Raw genomic sequence first — 15,394 nt, forward strand, 5'->3', positions numbered from 1 at the left:
TCGACCCGCTTGCGTTGCGCCTCGCAATTGGCTGCCTTCTCGGCCTGCAACCGGCTGATCACCTGCTCATAGGTGCCGGGGTTCGGATAGCGGGTGAGAAAGCGGTGCAGGCCAACGCGGCCCGCCGGGTGCATCGAATGCTTGCCCGATGACGCGAACAGTTCGAGCCGATCGCCGCCGGGGACATTGGCCAGCCCCCACTCACGCAGCGCGTTCGATATATCGACCCAGCGCCAGTGGTTGCGCGCTTGCCATTCGCGCAGGAGTTGGCGGGTGGCGTGGTTGGAATGGTCCATGGGTTGCTCCTATGATCCAGCTACGATGCTCAGTGCCTCGGCGGCGGTCAGGTTCTTGTTGTTCGTCAGCCAGCGATATTCCGTGGCCTGTTCGGGCGTCATCGCGTCCAGATGCTTGCGCCTGCCCCGCACCATGTTCGCCGCTGCCATCGCCCGATATTCAGGGGTGATGCTGGCCCGTTTCGCGCAGGACCGGCACAATGGGCGGTGCTTGCGGTAGCCGGGTTTGCGGTGCGCGCATGGGGTGGGGTGGGCGCGGGGCATTACTGCTCGCTCCAATCTTCCGCGCCATTGAAGCCTTCACCGGTTTCGCTATCCGGCTTGCCCTCGTTCGGCGTCAGCATGTCGCGGCGAACGTCATAAGCGGCGATGACCTTGGCGTGCAGGTCGGGCCGGGTTGCTTCCAGTCTGGCCACCGATTTTGCGCCAGCGGTTATGTGCGCCGAGAGGCCCTCCAGCGTGTCGATCTGGCCGAGCATGGACATGTGTTCGTTTGCCCAATTTGCAGCGGCGTTGGGGTCGGGTTGGCGTTGTTGCCGCTGTTCCTGAACAAGCGGCAGTATCTTGACGCCAGCCTTCTTGCCCTTCGACTTCATGACAACAACGACCGTTTCTTTGTCGATGTCGCTCATATGCGAGATACGGATTCCACCCGTCGCCAGCCCGCCGAACTGCACACTGTCATCGCGGTAGAGCGTCATGGACTTACCGACATATTCGTTGGCATAGCGGCCCCAGACACCCATCAGGATGCGCCGTATCGTCTTGCACGGCTTGAACGGCTTGCCGTTGTCGCCATGGTAGAAGATGGACACCGGCTGATCGCCGTCATTCCCGGTCACGCGCGTAATGGTGATGGTGCGGGGCGCGCCGATCAGGTCATCCGCGTTCAATTGGTCCGACTTCGCTTCCACGAATTTGGACATGTCGATCATGTCGTTCACAGTATCATCTCCATTTCTTCCCGCCGTTCGGTCGGGGTGAGGCTGTAGCGCGCGACGGTGGTCTCATAGATCGCCAGCTTTTCAGCCAGCTTCCGTTCAAATTCACCGGCCGCATTGATTATGGCGTCCCGGATTTTGTCATCGGGATGCACGCGAATGACTGCTGTCGGCAGCCCGCCGCTGTATGAGATAAAGTCGATCCACTGGCGCTTGGCGACAAGCATCCCGGTCTGATGTTGCATCAGATAATCGGCGGGGATCGTCTCGCACATGTCGATCCCCATGTTCTCGATGATCGTCTGAACCTGGAATTTTGCGCGCCGGGATTTTGCCTCGATCGCGCCATCGTCGCCAACCAGTCCATCCGGCGAATAGCCAAGCGTGAAGCCCCATTCATCGTTGGTGATGAAGCTGCATTGCGTGACCTTGGCGTGCTTTTCCTCATACTCGGCCCGCGCATAGATTTCGTCGGTCTGGCCGCGCAGCATGTCATCGCTGATATATTTCGGCTCGACATATTTGGTGACGCGCTGGGCAAGCAGTTCGTAGAGGTGAGCGCGCTCCTTGTCGTTGTTCGCGACCTTGAGCGTCGGCGTGATGATCAGCTTCATCTCGCTGGCAGTCAGCAGCCCGCACCGCGCCTGCAACCATGCCTCGCTGCCCTGCTCAAACTGATCGTGGATGACCATGCCGCGCTTGCCACCATGCTCCTTTTTCGGAGCCGCAGCCTTCGCCGGTTGGTGATCCGGGTTAGGCGCGTCGGTCCGTTCACGGTCGAACGCATCGAAAATATCGTCCTGCTTTGGCTCGACATAATCGATGGCGAAAGGGTTGTCGGTCATGATCAGAATACCAGCGAGACGTTGGGGACATCGCCCGCACGGATCAGCAGCACGATCTTCTTGGCGGTTTCTTCGTCGGCACCGCACGTCATGATCGCTTCCTTGGCTGCGCGCATGACGGACGTGCGGTGCGCCTTGTCGGCATCCCGCTTGGCCTGTGCAGCGGCGGCGGCTTGTTCCTCCGCAATCCGCGCCTTCTCCTGCGCGGCAATCCGGTCACGCTCTGCCTGCGCCTCCGCAAGCTGGCGTGCATGTTCGCGGTCGCGGGCGTCCTGTTCGGCCTTGGCGGCTTCCTGGGCTTCACGGGCAGCTTGCTCGGCGGCTTCGACCTTGGCGCGTTCGATGCGCTCGGCTTCCGCCTTCTGTGCCGCGATCTGGCGCTCCTGTTCACGCTGGGCGCGTTCGGCGGCTTCCTGAGCGGCGCGTTCGGTCGCTAGGCGTTCGTCTTCGATGCGGGCGGCTTCCAAGCGTTCGGATTCTGCTTTCTCGGCTGCGATCTTGTCAACCTCCGCACGCGCCGCCGCTTCATCGCGCAACCGCTGCAATTCGGCTCGGTCGGCCTCTTCCCGCAGCAAGCGGGCAAGCGCCTCCTTCAACGTCGCCATCGCAGCATCCTTGGCGGCTTGAGCGACTTCAAGCCGGTCCCCGAAAACCATCGGGTCCAGTTCTATCGCCCAAACCTTGGTGCCGCGTTCACGAACGGAAATGCTGTCATCAATCAGGCTTACGTGCGCCAGATCCCGCAAATCCTCGATAATGGATTCACATTGCGCAACCCGCGCCTTTTCCGCCTCTTCCCATTCGGTTAGCGGCTTGCGAACCGACTTGGCCAGCTCGTCCAGCGTCTCACGGGCATCGCGCCGGGCGGCATCGACCACGGCAATCTTCGACCGCGCTTCCTCGTTCAACTTCTTGCCAGCATCATCGATCGCGGTTTTCGTGCGCGTGATTTTGAAGGCAAACGATTTGATGGCATCACGGCCCTTCGCGGTCGAAACGTCCGGCTCGAAAGCGGATATCTCCCGCTTAATATGGGCGAACAGGTCATCACGCTTGGCGCTGTCTACCAGCACAAGCGCGGGCGTCTGCGCAACGATGACGGCAATGTCGCCGCTGGAAATGCTATTCTCAATTATCGGCGAACTAGCCATCTCAATAACCTCCAATATTCGGGCACATGATCAGCGCGATCGTCCCGACAAAAATGATTGCCACCGCGACTAGGAACATCTGCCAGACGGTAAGCTGTTCGCAGATGACGGACGGCTCGCGCGGTTCGTGGGGTGGGGTGCGGAGGGTCATTTGTTGCGCTCCGCCAGCTTGCGCAGCGTCCGCAGATCAGAAGCGATCTGGTTTAGCGGCCAGCCAATCCAAAGGATTGTGATGATCCAGAGTATGGATGCGATGTCGCTCATCACACCTCCCCCGTCGCGGCGGCTATGGCTTTGGCGTGGCGAGCCAAAACCGCGCAGGACGCATGTTGCGTGCGCCACCGGCCTGCGTGCCGCTCGAAGTGGCCTTCGCCAATAGCGACAGGCAAGCCGCAACGGTAGCAGGTGCCAGGATGCTTGTTCCTCACGCCACAGCCCTCCCCTTTCCCGCGTCGATCCGGCTGGCGTCGATCAGCGCGTCATCATACCCCCGCCCCAACGAAGCCCGCTCGACATGAAAATCCACCGCCGCAATTGCAGCATCGATGCGCGGGCCGTGACCGTTCGGGCCAAGCATCCCGCATGTGTGGCGACATTCCGCGCCCTCGATCAACCAGCCGAGATACTGGACGCAAAGGCCACGCGCGCCGACAAGCTTGTTGTCGCAGGCTTTGGCAACGGTCGGGAATATGCCGCCGCTGTTCGCGCGCAGTTTGGACCGGGCCGCATCGATCCGGGCGATTGTGTCGTGGATCAGCGATTGGGCGCGGGTTAGGGTCGGCGCTTGGGGTGCGGGCTGCATCATCATCTCCATCGTCCGTCGAGCGACTGGCGCTCTGTGGTGGTGGGGAGATATTGTGCTATGTTTTGTAGCGTGTCAACACGATTTGTAGCGTGACGCTATCTTTTATTTATCGGGCCATTCTTCATCTGGCCACCAATCCGTATCCAGCGAGGCTGGGGGTGGCCACGGCGCGGCGCGATCGTCAAAGATTGAGGGCAGGCTCGGAACGCACCCGACGCCTGCGCGAATAACCGCCCCATATTGCTCAGGGCGCTGGAATATGGCGGTGACGATTTCTTTGGACATGATGCCGCCGATCCATGGCGCGCGCTCAGCGGTCAGATAGCCGATCTGGATATCATGGGCATAGACAGCGATGGCATGAGGATCGAATGGGTTATTCGGTTCCGGCACTAGGTCGATCGGATCGCCGGGTCTGCATAGCGATATCCCAAACCGTCGGGATGGGCCTCGCTTGTTTGGGTGCTGCACGCCGACGACAGCTAGGGAGAGTTGGCGCATTTAAGCGACCTGCATTCTCAATTCTTTACGAATAAAATTGAGCATTCCACCCTCATCGCCACGAAAAACAGGCATCGGCAAGTGCCTATTCTGCGCTCTTTGCCATTTCATGCGGCTGACGCTTTTCATCTCGCGGTCCTCCAACACCGCCATAATGGCAACGTCAGCGCCGGGATAATCTTCTAACTCGCGCCAGGCTAATAGCGCCTCGTTCAGTTTATCGGTATTGTTAACGAGATAGACCGCTCCCGTGCGACCTCCATTACGTGGCTTTAACACTATGTCGGCAGGAAATTCTCCCAAATCGTTGGCTGGCGCTATACCCTCAAAGACCTCAACGGAATCGCCAAATTTTGCCCCAATAGCTGCCAGAAAATCCTCGCGGAATGCTGAACGAACGCGTTCACGCGTAACCAAAGCAAGGTCGCGAACGCGGATCAGAGATGAGAGGAAGCGCACAGACCTGTCCGCCGCCTGTTCGCGAGGGAAGTCAGACGATCGGATCTCAAAAGTTTCGCGATCCCAGTACGCGCCGCCGTCGGCGAGTATCGCGTCTAGCATCGTACCGCGACTTCCACTGTCTATCCGGATGTCGCTCGCAATCAGAGTTGAAAGATAGTCACCATCATCTTCGATGCGGAACCCGTCCGGGGTCTCGACCAAATAAAATGCAATCTTGTCCCCGGAATTATCTTGGAAAACCGAACTCACCGCGTAGCCGGACGGAACTGGATGCACCTCTAGCCCTGCGCAAAACGTGGCGCACAATTCCTTTTCGAGCGCCTGATGTATCACTGGTAAAGTGGCCCCATGTCGTCTTTGATGCGAAAGAATCTGCGCGCATTCTCCCAGAAAGTCGAGAGCGTTTGCGCGTTGATGCGGCGATGCGCCGCCTTCACGGGCGGCACACGAACGAGATCATTCATGCCCGACGGGCCCTCCTCTACCCCACCTCTCACGCAATGCGAATGAACGTGGAGTCCTGGGTGGCTGCCGTGATCCTCATATCTAGCCACAACAGAATGCCCAGATTCAGTCTTAACTATTAACACGCACTTCCAATTGCCGCGTGAAACATTGACTGTTGCCACCAGCCAAAACTCCATATCCCCGCTGTTCGCTTTGGCGGACCGCCATTGCCAGCTTGGACCGTGAGGCTTGCTTTTCAGATAAATTGGGCAAAGCCGAGGAGGAAGATCGCCCGTCTTCCACCGAGTGTCATGTGCTTGAACCTTGGCCGCGCGGATCAGCTTCCTTATCTGCATATTATTAAGCCTTCCGCACTACCGCCACGGCGCGATTCATAGTTCCCGCCCAAACCAAATAACGCGCCCGACGATGTGAAGATCTGCTAGATCGACCTCCTGATCGCCAACATTGTGGTTGTCCGACTTAATTAACACCCGGCCTTGTCCGACCATGCGCAGGCGCTTAATCGCCGCCGCGCCGAATAGTGAGATGGCGTAGATACCGTCCTGCTTGTTGAGGTTCCGCTGGGTCGTATCTACTAGCACCACGTCGCCGCCCAGCAGCGTCGGGAACATACTTTCGCCGACGCCCTTTCCCATTTTTAGGCAGTCGAACTCCGTCCGCGTGATGCTGCGAAGGAAGTTTATATCGACGTGCATCGGCATCTCTTCAACATAATCGTCAACCGTTGTGCCAGGCCCCATTGAGAACGAAAAATCTAACACTTGAATTTCTACAGTGCCATCTTCCGCAAATTTGGTTGGTGGATGCGCGCTCCGTTGCTCGGTTGCTATCGTAGACTTTGCAGGCGTCTGCCCGCCGTCGAGTAGCCACTCGGCCGTCACGCCAAGCTTTCTAGCAAATGTGCCAGCGTATTTGGCGTAGCCATTTTGCCCATTTTCGTATGCTCGGTAGGTGGTCGCATCAACGCCTACCGCCTTTGCGAAATCTGATTTCTTAGCGAAACCTGCGTTCTCGCGTGCCCAAGCAAGGCGATCGTGCGCCGAATCAAGATTCTGGTCATCCATAAATGACCAATTGCACGGCAAGGCGCTACAAATCATGTTGCACCATTTCGCTACGAATGATAGCGTCCTTCGACATGGAACATAGCGATACCATCGACACATTAGGAGGCGCGAAAGCCGTTGGCGACGCGTTGCGAGGCCGGGGCGTTCCGGTCGCTGACGTTACTGTGCGGTCTTGGTCGCTGAAAGGCCGAACGATCCCAGCAAAATATTGGGCGCACATTGCCGCTATCGCCAGAGATCAGGGCAAGAGCGTCTCATTTGAGACGTTGGCTCAGGCTGTCGCAGCATGAGCGCTCAGTCCAATATCAAGCGAGTGTCCTTGTGGATCGCCTCGCAAGCTCTTCCCGCATTCATACTTGCGTCGTTCTTCTACGCGCTCGGCTATCGCAATGGTCATAGTGAAGGCCGCATCGAAATGAAGTGCGCCATTTTGGCCGTCGTGGAACGCCTTGGCGAGGCCACGCCTGCCCCGGGCACAATCACGCTGGGCTGCGATACGCGCCCTGCCCGCACCCACGAAGCAGGGAGCGCAGCAGCATGAGCGAATGGCTTCCCGGCGACCGCGCCTATTGCAGGCACAACCTCAGCGCGCGCGGCATTGTCGAGCAGGGCCGCGTCTACACCGTTTCGCGCGTCATCCCAGTCCCGGCTCATGTTGGGTGCGGGTTGGTGCTTCAAGAGGTTGCGCCCCCTGCCCCCAATCTCGGCTTTTGGTCGGGCCGCTTTGTTCGCCTTGTGCGCGGTCATTCGAGCCTCCGGCAGATTGATGCCGCCCGCGCCCCGAAAGGAGCCGTGGCATGATCGGGTGGCATCTCGACTTTTTCGAATGCTTGGCCGGAGACGGTGAAACCGGGCCATCCGTTTGCAAGATTGGCGGATGGGTCAATGATCCATTCGGCATCGATCGCAGGCGCTATTTCGACCCTGTGACCGACGAATGCCAAAGCGGGTGGATCATTACGCATCTGCCCACGGGATATTCGGCAATGGGTGTGGTCGGCAGTCGGCACCTTGCTCAAGAGGTCGTTGGCGAACTGCTCACTATCTCCGACTGGGATTTCGTGGATGTGGTGGCTGTGAAAACCGTTGCCCCTGCCGTTCGTGAAATAATGGACCGCCGTCCAGAAGTCAGGAACCCGGCTCATTTCGATGTCGCGCTCTGGCTCGAAGGGGGCAAGGCCTAAATGACCATCACCCGCGCCCCAACCCGCACGATCGCCGACCTGAGCGACGATGAGCGCCGGGTTATCATTGCCCGACACACAGGCTGGGAGAGCGCCTCCGAAGGGCTGCTCGCTCATGTGTTTCGCGTGCCGGTGCAGGCGATTGTTGCTGTTTTGAGGGAGGGGTAAGCTGTGCGTATCCTGATCGGCTATTCCTGCTGCCCCCTCACCCGCGCCGCTTTCGAGCGGGCCGGTGCAGAGGCTTGGACGTGCGACCTGCTGCCCGCCCGCGACGGTTCGCAACGGCACTTGCAATGCGATATTTGGGACGTGGCGCATGATCGCTGGGATGCTGCGGTATTGCATCCCATGTGCACCAATCTCACGGTCAGCGCCGCTTGGGCTTTCGCTGATCCCGATTATGACCGCTATCCCGGCGTCGGATACCATCAGCGCGTCACCCCGCAGACGTTGACCGGCGCGGCGCGACGTGACGCCCGCGATCGCGACATCGACAATTTCCGCCGCTTGCTGGCCCTGCCCTATCCCAAGGCAATCGAAAATCCCGCCGCCTCCTTTGTCAGCAAGGCAATCCGCCCGGCTGATCAGATTATCCAGCCTTATGAATTTGGCGACGATGCCAGCAAGGCGACCGGCCTCTGGCTCGACCGGATGCCAAAGCTGCGCGCGACCGGACGTGTTGACGGCCGCATGGTCAATGGTCGCGAGCGGTGGGCGAACCAGACGGATAGCGGTCAGAACCGCGTTTCTCCCGGCGCTGATCGCTGGCTCGAACGAAGCGCCACCTATCCCGGCATTGCTGCTGCGATGGGCGCGCAATGGGGCCGCACCTCGCCCGCAACCCACCCCTCCCCCGCGCCACCGCTGGCCGCGATCTCTGAGCCGGTGGGTGGTGGTGATTTTGTTCATGGAGCAATCAATAATGACCGCGCCTGATAATGTATTGCAGCGCAGCATAGCGCTGACACAAACTTCTATGCTGTCTGCGATCTCCAGCATCGTGTCCGGCATTCAGGCCGACACGGGAGAAACCGATCAGGATACGGCTGATCGTGTCGGCGTTTCGGCTGGCACGATCGCCAACGCGCGCAATCGCAAGGCTTCGCTGTCGATGCTCACCATCATGAAGATTGGCGAGGTCTACGGCCTGGAGCGTCTGGCCCCGTTGTTCCACCTGATCGGCGGCAAGCTGGCACCGGAAGCTGCTATCTGCACCTCCGACCATGACCTGCCGATTGGTGCAGCGCGGGGGCAAATGTTCCTCGCCAAAGCGCTTGCTGATCAGGTCATATCGGATGGCGAGATTTCCGAAGGCGCTGGCGATATCGAAGCGGCCGGGCAGGTTTATGACGGCCTGCGTTACCGGCTCAATTTCCTGCGCGCCAATGGCTTGGTCTTTACCAAGATCGGCGGTGGCCAGTGACCCAAAACCGCAGCACCGCCGTCATGCAGCGCCGGGTCGAGGCCCACGATTCGCTTGACGATTTTCCGACGCCGCCATGGGCAACGCGGGCGCTTTGCGAGTGGCTTACCAACAATCAACTTCGCCGCCTGGACAATCTGTCTTGCCGCGAACCGGCCGCCAATCGTGGTCACATGGTTGCGCCGCTGCGTGAGTATTTTGCCAGCGTCGATGCCTCCGACATCTTCGATTATGGCGCTGGTTTCCCGCAAGCCGACTTTCTGTTCGGCCCCGCACCGGCAAGCGTCGATTGGACCATCACCAACCCGCCTTTCCGTCTCGCTGAGCAGTTTATTGAGCGGATGCAGGCCACAAGTCGCGAAGGTTGCGCCGTCATCGTGCGCGCCGCCTTCTTGGAGGGCCAGGGCCGCTATGAGCGCCTGTTCGCGAAGAACCCGCCGTCGCACGTCCTGCAATTCACAGAGCGGGTGGTCATGCACAAGGGGCGCTTGGCTCCCGAAGGATCGACCGCGACAGCCTATGCTTGGCTCGTTTGGATGGGGGATTCCCATTCGACCCGCCTTAGCTGGATCGCGCCTTGCCGTAAAAAGCTGGAACGGGCCTCTGACTATGAGGTGGCGGCGTGATGCGCGCATTCTTCTCCCGCACCGGCACCCGCACAACGCTGAGCGCTACCAAGCGCGCCCGGTGGGGAATGCTCATTTCGGCGGCGGGCGTTTGGCGGACAGAGGGCTTTGACGTCTGGGTTGGTGATAACGGCGCTTGGACCGACCATATGCAGGGCCGTCCTTTTGATATTAAGCGCTTTGTCAGGTTCGTAGGCTGGATATGCGCGCAGATACGCGCTGGCAACCCGCCTCACTGGATAGCCTTGCCTGACATCGTAATGGGCGGAATTGGGTCGCTCGACCTTTCGGTTCGCTGGCTGCGTTGGCTGCGCAATGTGCCTGAGTTGGCCGATCAGCGCTTCATGCTTGTGGTGCAAAACGGCATGGAGGCCTGCGCCGCTACGCTGACCCGTCTGCGCCGAATCGTCGGGCCTATGGTGGGTATATTCGTCGGCGGCGACACCGATTGGAAGCTCCGGACGATGGGGTTCTGGCGCGCGTTTACACACATGCTTGGCGCGATCCTGCATGTTGGCCGTGTGAACAGCGCGCGACGCATAGAGGCCTGCGGTAAGATCAGCGCTGATAGCTTCGACGGTTCGAGTGTTTCGCGGTTTCCTAAGACCCTGAAAGAGTTGGAGCGCGCCCGATACGGCGCTGTTCTGGCGCAATCACAAATCGACATCGAAGATTATTTGAGGGAGGCCGCATGAAAGCCATCCGCCGCGCAATGTGCCAGCTCCGTTTAGAACGAGCGTTGGCCCGCCGCCTCAATAGCATGGATCAGAAGCGCGCGTTCGGATTGGGTTATAGTAACTCAACTCGGGTGATGGGCGACCGCGCTAGTTTGCCGGTGGCATCATGACCCTGACCCACCAAGCCGCCGTGGACGAAGCCGCGCGGAAGGCGCGGCGGGCGAACGCCTGCGATGTGGTCGCGGAATTGAACGCGATCAATCGCACGCGCGCCCTGACCACCGAGGAGGCCGACCGTCTGACCCGCGCGATCTATGCGACGCGCAAGGTATCGGAACGCCAGCGCTATTACTGGACCAGCGAAATGGACCGCGAATTGCTGGCCATGTTGGGGCGCAAGATGGCGTTCAAGGTCATCGCCGCAACCCTTGGCGTCACGCTCAAGGCGGCGGAAATGCGGGCATGGCGGCTGCGTCGTTCGGGAGAAATTGCATGAGAACGGACAATTACCGCCACTGGACGCCCGACCTTGATGGCCAGCTTATGGATGGCATCGCAAGCGGTCTGTCTATCGAGAAGTCGGGCGCGCGTCTGGGGCTGACCAAGGGATCTGCGATCGGGCGGTTTAATCGGATTAAGCAGCAGATGGGATGGCAGGCGACGTGATGCGCGTCCTTCGCCAATGGATCGCCAAGCGCCGCCTTGCCGCTGATCTCGCCCGCCGCCGCGCCGACAACGCGCAATGGGCCTCCAATCGCCAGCGCCAGCTTTCTCCGGAACGCCGCGCCCGCATCGCTACCATTATTCAAACGGGAGTTCGACCATGAGTGACAATGTAGCCGCCGACCAATTGCGCCTCCTGATCGAGCGTATCGAGCGCTTGCGTGAAGAAAAGAAGGGCCTGGCCGAAGACGAGAAAGACGTTTTTCTAGAGGCCAAGTCCACCGGCTTTGACGCGCCGACGATGCGGGCCATCCTCAAATTGCGGGCGATGGATGCGCACAAGCGGCAGGAGGCTGAGGCATTGCTCGCCACCTATGCGGCCGCGCTCGGTATGCAGCTTGGGTTTGATATCTGACCATGCTGATCACGATGCCCCTGCCCCCCAGCCTGAACAATGCGTTCGCCACCGTGACGATCAAGGGAAAGTCGCGGCGGATCATTTCGCGCGAATACAAGGCATGGAAAGAGGCGGCGCAGGGGCCGGTGATCGACCAATGGGAAGCGCAGGGTAAACCGAAGATCGGCAAGCCCTACGCCCTGCATTATCGCGTCAATATCGACCACAAGAGCGATATCGGAAACCGCGAGAAATGCGCCACCGATTTGCTGGTTGCGACCATACCGGGCTTCCCTGGCGATCAGTGGTGCGACCGTATCACGATTGTTCGGGATAGGTCGGTTGTGGGTGCTGTGGTGGAGGTGGTTGCGCTGTGAGTGCCGCCATCACCACCATAGAGCGTGCATCGGCCGTTACGGGGATTCCCGTTGCGGATCTGCGCGGCCCTTCGCGTGTACGCGACATTTGCCTTATCCGTTGGGCTGCTATGACCGCCATGCGCCGCAAGGGCATGACCTATCCCGCAATCGGGCGGGCCATGCACCGTGATCATACCACCGTCATCAACGGCGTCCGTCAGGCCGGCAGATATGCGGCCCGCGATGCTGAATATGCTCAGTTTGTGGATGCGCTGTCATGAATTTGAACGTCGCCGCTTTGGAAGTGCTGGTAGCCAAAGGACTGTCTGCACAAGACATCCTTGAGGTCGCGCGCGCCCTTTCGGTTAAGTCTGACCCGACTGCGGCAGAGCGCCAACAGCGCCGTCGCGATCGCTTGAAGGGTAACGCCGAAACGTCACGCCGTGACGTCACGCGTGACCCCCCCAATGATATATATTCTAACCCCCCAGAACTTACCCCTAATGATGATAAATCATCATTAACCCCAAAGCCGAAAACGCGAAAAGCCGCGACTGGCGATGCTTTGCCGGAAGGCTGGACCCCAGCACTGACCCCGGCAGCCCAGCAAATCGTTGATGGCTGGCCCCCCGGTTGGCTCGACGCGCGGCTGGCGGAATTTACCGACCATGCCGCCGACAAGGGCCGAAAATCGAAAGATTGGCAGGCTGCATTCCGACAATGGCTCATCAAAGCCGACACATGGGGAAGACCACGAAATGGAAACGATCGGCAAAGCAGCGCTAACCGTAATCGCGGGCGGGATGGATTCCTCAACGCCTGCCACGAAGCCGCAGATGCCCAAGCCCGCCATCCGTTTGCCGGAAACGGTTGATGAGGCGAAGGCGCTCAAGGCTTGGGCTTCATCCCAGGACGATCGCCAACGCCCGGCATCGCCGCTCCAGATCACGAAGCACCTGACGTTTCTCGCCGCGACGCTGCCGAGCAAGGCGCAGGACGATGACAGCGGCAAGATGCGTTTCGCGGTCTATTCCAGCATACTTTCCGAATACAGCAACGATGCGCTGGCCTACATGGCGCGCCGGGCCTGCGCGGAACTCGATTGGTTTCCGACGCCTCGCCAGTGCCTGGCGCTGATTGACCAATACCGCCCGCCCATCAGCGAAAAGGATATCGCGCTCAGCCTGTGCCACCAGTTTTTTCAGGGCCGGTTTGAGGACTTCATTTCGGATTTGAAGCTGGGATTGGCGACACAGGATTTGGTCGATGCGGTTCCGTTGAAGTGGCGACAGATCGCCATGGAGCAGGGCTATCTGCGCTGGATCAGCGAGCAGAACCAATACGCGATCCGCCGCAAGGTGCTGAGCGCATGATATGCCAACAAACCCCGGACGTAATCCCTTCGCTGGCAACGAAAACCCGCCGCTCGTTGACGTGCGCTATCGCTGTGGCGTTGTCGCCCGCTGCGTGCGCCCAGATCAGCGACGGTGGAAGCCATGGCCGGGCGGCGTGGTCTGCGCTTGGGATATCGTTTCATGGCGGCCCGCGACCGGCAAGGATTACGAGCTTGTTTGGCCCTGAGCGCGCCATGGGGCGGTTTGATCGAGGGAGAGGGTGATGAGCAGCGGCAATAAATCCATCATTTCCAAAATCCCAGCGAGGGAATGGCGCGGGCTTGTGCCTGCGATGGAAGGTGGGCGGCTCAAGGTCGCGCTGATCTGTCACCTTTGCGGCACGACCGATCATTGGACTGCTGCCCAGATGGTTGGGCCTCAGACTGCATTGCCCAAAGTCATCCAGATGGGGTGGCGAGCAGACGGCAAGGTCACATGCCCCGCCTGCATCGCTGCCAAACGCAAGAAGCCCGAAGGAAAGGTTGTTCCAATGAAACTCGTCACCCCCGTTGCCACTGCTGGCGATGTCGATCTTGACCAGATGAAAAAGCACAAACGCCTCGTTATTTTGGCGCTTGAAGATTATTTTGATGAGGCTTCACGTCGCTATCGCGAGGGCAAGACCGACAAGGCGATTGCAGACGAGTTGGACCTTTCGGACGCTTTTGTCGCCAAGGTTCGTGAAGAATTTTACGGGGCCATTGCTGAACCGGAGGACGTAGCTGCGTTCCGCGCTCAACTCGATGCTGCCAAGCAGCTTTGCGCTGACCTTGAGCGCCAGCTTTCCGGTCTATGTCAGCGTAACGGGTGGAGGGTCTAATGGATTACATCATGCACAATTCGCCAGTGGCGAATGACGACTGGAATGTCATTTGCGCAACCCATCCGGCGCAACTCGGAACATACATGCGGTGGCCTAATGCTGACTTCACCGACGCTTACAAGGAAAATGTCATACTTTGGGCGGTGATGGAGCATGGATGGCTCGCCCCGATCACGATGGGTGGTGCGTGGGGTGGCGTCGATCATGGCGCTGAAAACAGATTTATTCAGCACCCGGATGGCAGTTGCGAAGGCGTCGGTGGTGATGCTTGGACCGACCTGAAAGAGGCTCTTGAATTTCTGAAAAAGCATCGCCCCGGACGCGCCGCCAACGCGCCCAATGACTGACGCAGTGATGAGGGGGATTTGAGGATGCCAGTCGCTGGGGAAACGGTGGGCTACCGACCAAAGCCTCAGGACTTTCGGGATAGTTACATCCGCATGGGGTTCGGCGATGAGCTGCGGGAGTATTACCGGACGAATTACCGGGCGCTGCGTCGTTGGGTGGATGAAGAGGGATATCAGGACTTGCACGATGCGCGGCGGGATTACCTCAAGGCTACGAAATGGCCGAACGGAGCTCCAGGCAATCGCAAGCGGCGTTATGTGCTGGGGCAGACTTTGGTGAGTAAGCGGAAGGTGGAGATATGACCCCGAAACAGCAGCGCTTTGTCGAGGAATATCTGATCGACCTGAACGCCACGCAGGCGGCGATACGGGCGGGATATAGCGCCGATACGGCTCATTCGATCGGACATGAGAACCTTAGCAAACCTGAAATTGCCGCTTCGATAGTCGAGGCCAAGGCCAAACGGTCGCAGCAGACGGGCATAGACGCCGCGTGGCTGCTGAAACGCCTTGCCGATGAGGTTGTGGCCGACCTGAACGATTTATACGCTGAGGATGGCCGTGTGAGGCCCGTGAAGGAATGGCCCTTGATCTGGCGACAGGGCTTAGTCGCTGGCATCGACGTTGAGACGATCGGCGAAGGTGCGGGCCATGTCACGAAAATCAAGATCAGCGAGCGGGTCAAGCGCCTGGAACTGATCGGCAAGCATATCGACGTGCAGGCCTTCAAGGAGAAGATCGAGCATAGCGGCGCAATGACGCTGAACGTGACGGAAGAGGATGCTGGGCTGTGACCGGGGCATGGGGTTTTAACTTTTGGCACTGGCGCATCATGCTCAAATCGCCGGGTTGGCCTATTCTTTTCAGTGAGCGCCATCGTCGCGGCGTTCATGTTCTGCCGCTTGCTGGCGGGTGGCGGATAACGGCTAGACATATCGGTCTGTGACCGCCCGCCTAACCCC

At 59.5% G+C, this 15,394-nt stretch carries 30 protein-coding genes; 19 read left to right on the forward strand and 11 right to left on the reverse strand.

Annotated features, from left to right (window positions below; translation table 11 throughout):
• The 11 genes from IL54_RS24995 to IL54_RS22320 form a co-directional block, all read right to left on the reverse strand.
• Nucleotides 1-296 (reverse strand): hypothetical protein (locus IL54_RS24995; protein ID WP_193378859.1); only part of this gene is annotated, 296 nt, incomplete at its 3' end.
• Between the two features lie 9 nt (nucleotides 297-305).
• Complete coding sequence (locus tag IL54_RS25000; RefSeq protein ID WP_156106215.1) at nucleotides 306-560, reverse strand: hypothetical protein; 255 nt, start codon at nucleotides 558-560, stop codon at nucleotides 306-308.
• Complete coding sequence (locus IL54_RS22315; RefSeq protein ID WP_052027704.1) at nucleotides 560-1,240, reverse strand: hypothetical protein; 681 nt, start codon at nucleotides 1,238-1,240, stop codon at nucleotides 560-562. Before IL54_RS22315 ends, IL54_RS25000 begins: the two co-directional genes overlap by 1 nt.
• On the reverse strand, nucleotides 1,237-2,082 hold the full coding sequence (locus IL54_RS14285) for a lambda exonuclease family protein (protein ID WP_081912922.1): 846 nt from the start codon (nucleotides 2,080-2,082) through the stop codon (nucleotides 1,237-1,239). The genes IL54_RS22315 and IL54_RS14285 overlap by 4 nt, the downstream gene beginning before the upstream one ends.
• A gap of 2 nt (nucleotides 2,083-2,084) precedes the next feature.
• Nucleotides 2,085-3,233, reverse strand: coding sequence for a hypothetical protein (locus IL54_RS14290; protein WP_037476548.1), 1,149 nt, complete (start codon nucleotides 3,231-3,233; stop codon nucleotides 2,085-2,087).
• Nucleotide 3,234: 1 nt separating this feature from the next.
• The gene (locus IL54_RS24220) at nucleotides 3,235-3,384 is read right to left on the reverse strand and encodes a hypothetical protein (protein ID WP_156106216.1); all 150 of its coding nucleotides are present in this window, start codon (nucleotides 3,382-3,384) and stop codon (nucleotides 3,235-3,237) included.
• Nucleotides 3,385-3,657: 273 nt separating this feature from the next.
• The gene (locus IL54_RS14295) at nucleotides 3,658-4,041 is read right to left on the reverse strand and encodes a hypothetical protein (RefSeq protein ID WP_156106217.1); all 384 of its coding nucleotides are present in this window, start codon (nucleotides 4,039-4,041) and stop codon (nucleotides 3,658-3,660) included.
• 99 nt (nucleotides 4,042-4,140) lie between these two features.
• Complete coding sequence (locus IL54_RS14300) at nucleotides 4,141-4,539, reverse strand: HIRAN domain-containing protein (protein WP_037476550.1); 399 nt, start codon at nucleotides 4,537-4,539, stop codon at nucleotides 4,141-4,143.
• A complete protein-coding gene (locus tag IL54_RS14305) occupies nucleotides 4,540-5,334 on the reverse strand; it encodes a DUF1828 domain-containing protein (protein WP_037476551.1) in 795 nt (264 codons plus the stop codon).
• A complete protein-coding gene (locus tag IL54_RS25715) occupies nucleotides 5,331-5,465 on the reverse strand; it encodes a hypothetical protein (RefSeq protein WP_272945510.1) in 135 nt (44 codons plus the stop codon). Before IL54_RS25715 ends, IL54_RS14305 begins: the two co-directional genes overlap by 4 nt.
• A 375-nt stretch (nucleotides 5,466-5,840) precedes the next feature.
• On the reverse strand, nucleotides 5,841-6,536 hold the full coding sequence (locus tag IL54_RS22320) for an XRE family transcriptional regulator (protein ID WP_052027706.1): 696 nt from the start codon (nucleotides 6,534-6,536) through the stop codon (nucleotides 5,841-5,843).
• Between the two features lie 289 nt (nucleotides 6,537-6,825).
• On the opposite strand from IL54_RS22320, the gene IL54_RS14320 reads away from it, so the two are divergent.
• The 19 genes from IL54_RS14320 (at nucleotide 6,826) to IL54_RS14385 (ending at nucleotide 15,226) form a co-directional block, all read left to right on the forward strand.
• Nucleotides 6,826-7,080 (forward strand): hypothetical protein, encoded by a 255-nt coding sequence (locus tag IL54_RS14320; protein WP_037476553.1) that lies wholly within the window; start codon nucleotides 6,826-6,828, stop codon nucleotides 7,078-7,080.
• Between the two features lie 256 nt (nucleotides 7,081-7,336).
• Nucleotides 7,337-7,723, forward strand: coding sequence for a hypothetical protein (locus IL54_RS14325; protein WP_037476554.1), 387 nt, complete (start codon nucleotides 7,337-7,339; stop codon nucleotides 7,721-7,723).
• On the forward strand, nucleotides 7,724-7,891 hold the full coding sequence (locus tag IL54_RS24225; RefSeq protein WP_156106218.1) for a hypothetical protein: 168 nt from the start codon (nucleotides 7,724-7,726) through the stop codon (nucleotides 7,889-7,891).
• A 3-nt stretch (nucleotides 7,892-7,894) separates the two neighbouring features.
• Nucleotides 7,895-8,659 carry a hypothetical protein gene (locus IL54_RS14330; protein ID WP_052027707.1) on the forward strand — a complete coding sequence of 255 codons (765 nt, stop codon included), beginning with the start codon at nucleotides 7,895-7,897 and terminating at the stop codon, nucleotides 8,657-8,659.
• Nucleotides 8,646-9,146, forward strand: coding sequence for a hypothetical protein (locus tag IL54_RS14335; protein ID WP_037476555.1), 501 nt, complete (start codon nucleotides 8,646-8,648; stop codon nucleotides 9,144-9,146). Before IL54_RS14330 ends, IL54_RS14335 begins: the two co-directional genes overlap by 14 nt.
• On the forward strand, nucleotides 9,143-9,772 hold the full coding sequence (locus IL54_RS14340; RefSeq protein WP_081912930.1) for a methyltransferase: 630 nt from the start codon (nucleotides 9,143-9,145) through the stop codon (nucleotides 9,770-9,772). The genes IL54_RS14335 and IL54_RS14340 overlap by 4 nt, the downstream gene beginning before the upstream one ends.
• Nucleotides 9,769-10,467 carry a hypothetical protein gene (locus tag IL54_RS14345; protein ID WP_156106219.1) on the forward strand — a complete coding sequence of 233 codons (699 nt, stop codon included), beginning with the start codon at nucleotides 9,769-9,771 and terminating at the stop codon, nucleotides 10,465-10,467. The genes IL54_RS14340 and IL54_RS14345 overlap by 4 nt, the downstream gene beginning before the upstream one ends.
• 148 nt (nucleotides 10,468-10,615) lie before the next feature.
• Nucleotides 10,616-10,945: a hypothetical protein gene (locus IL54_RS14350; protein ID WP_037476556.1), complete on the forward strand. Its 330-nt coding sequence runs from the start codon at nucleotides 10,616-10,618 to the stop codon at nucleotides 10,943-10,945.
• A complete protein-coding gene (locus IL54_RS24230; RefSeq protein ID WP_156106220.1) occupies nucleotides 10,942-11,115 on the forward strand; it encodes a hypothetical protein in 174 nt (57 codons plus the stop codon). The genes IL54_RS14350 and IL54_RS24230 overlap by 4 nt, the downstream gene beginning before the upstream one ends.
• Nucleotides 11,100-11,276 (forward strand): hypothetical protein, encoded by a 177-nt coding sequence (locus IL54_RS24235; RefSeq protein ID WP_156106221.1) that lies wholly within the window; start codon nucleotides 11,100-11,102, stop codon nucleotides 11,274-11,276. Before IL54_RS24230 ends, IL54_RS24235 begins: the two co-directional genes overlap by 16 nt.
• Nucleotides 11,273-11,527, forward strand: a complete 255-nt coding sequence (locus IL54_RS14355) for a DUF2312 domain-containing protein (protein WP_037476557.1) — start codon at nucleotides 11,273-11,275, stop codon at nucleotides 11,525-11,527. Before IL54_RS24235 ends, IL54_RS14355 begins: the two co-directional genes overlap by 4 nt.
• 2 nt (nucleotides 11,528-11,529) lie before the next feature.
• Nucleotides 11,530-11,886 carry a hypothetical protein gene (locus IL54_RS14360; RefSeq protein ID WP_037476558.1) on the forward strand — a complete coding sequence of 119 codons (357 nt, stop codon included), beginning with the start codon at nucleotides 11,530-11,532 and terminating at the stop codon, nucleotides 11,884-11,886.
• Nucleotides 11,883-12,149 carry a helix-turn-helix domain-containing protein gene (locus IL54_RS23090; RefSeq protein ID WP_076605513.1) on the forward strand — a complete coding sequence of 89 codons (267 nt, stop codon included), beginning with the start codon at nucleotides 11,883-11,885 and terminating at the stop codon, nucleotides 12,147-12,149. Before IL54_RS14360 ends, IL54_RS23090 begins: the two co-directional genes overlap by 4 nt.
• Complete coding sequence (locus IL54_RS24240; RefSeq protein ID WP_156106222.1) at nucleotides 12,146-12,742, forward strand: hypothetical protein; 597 nt, start codon at nucleotides 12,146-12,148, stop codon at nucleotides 12,740-12,742. The genes IL54_RS23090 and IL54_RS24240 overlap by 4 nt, the downstream gene beginning before the upstream one ends.
• Nucleotides 12,705-13,241 (forward strand): hypothetical protein, encoded by a 537-nt coding sequence (locus tag IL54_RS14365; RefSeq protein ID WP_156106223.1) that lies wholly within the window; start codon nucleotides 12,705-12,707, stop codon nucleotides 13,239-13,241. The genes IL54_RS24240 and IL54_RS14365 overlap by 38 nt, the downstream gene beginning before the upstream one ends.
• A gap of 244 nt (nucleotides 13,242-13,485) precedes the next feature.
• Nucleotides 13,486-14,082 (forward strand): hypothetical protein, encoded by a 597-nt coding sequence (locus tag IL54_RS14370; protein ID WP_037476560.1) that lies wholly within the window; start codon nucleotides 13,486-13,488, stop codon nucleotides 14,080-14,082.
• Nucleotides 14,082-14,432, forward strand: a complete 351-nt coding sequence (locus IL54_RS14375; protein WP_037476561.1) for a hypothetical protein — start codon at nucleotides 14,082-14,084, stop codon at nucleotides 14,430-14,432. The genes IL54_RS14370 and IL54_RS14375 overlap by 1 nt, the downstream gene beginning before the upstream one ends.
• A gap of 93 nt (nucleotides 14,433-14,525) precedes the next feature.
• The gene (locus IL54_RS14380; protein WP_156106224.1) at nucleotides 14,526-14,735 is read left to right on the forward strand and encodes a hypothetical protein; all 210 of its coding nucleotides are present in this window, start codon (nucleotides 14,526-14,528) and stop codon (nucleotides 14,733-14,735) included.
• Nucleotides 14,732-15,226 carry a terminase small subunit gene (locus IL54_RS14385; protein ID WP_037476563.1) on the forward strand — a complete coding sequence of 165 codons (495 nt, stop codon included), beginning with the start codon at nucleotides 14,732-14,734 and terminating at the stop codon, nucleotides 15,224-15,226. Before IL54_RS14380 ends, IL54_RS14385 begins: the two co-directional genes overlap by 4 nt.
• The last annotated feature ends 168 nt before the right edge of the window (nucleotides 15,227-15,394 follow it).

Source organism: Sphingobium sp. ba1 (assembly GCF_000743655.1).
GTDB lineage: Bacteria > Pseudomonadota > Alphaproteobacteria > Sphingomonadales > Sphingomonadaceae > Sphingobium.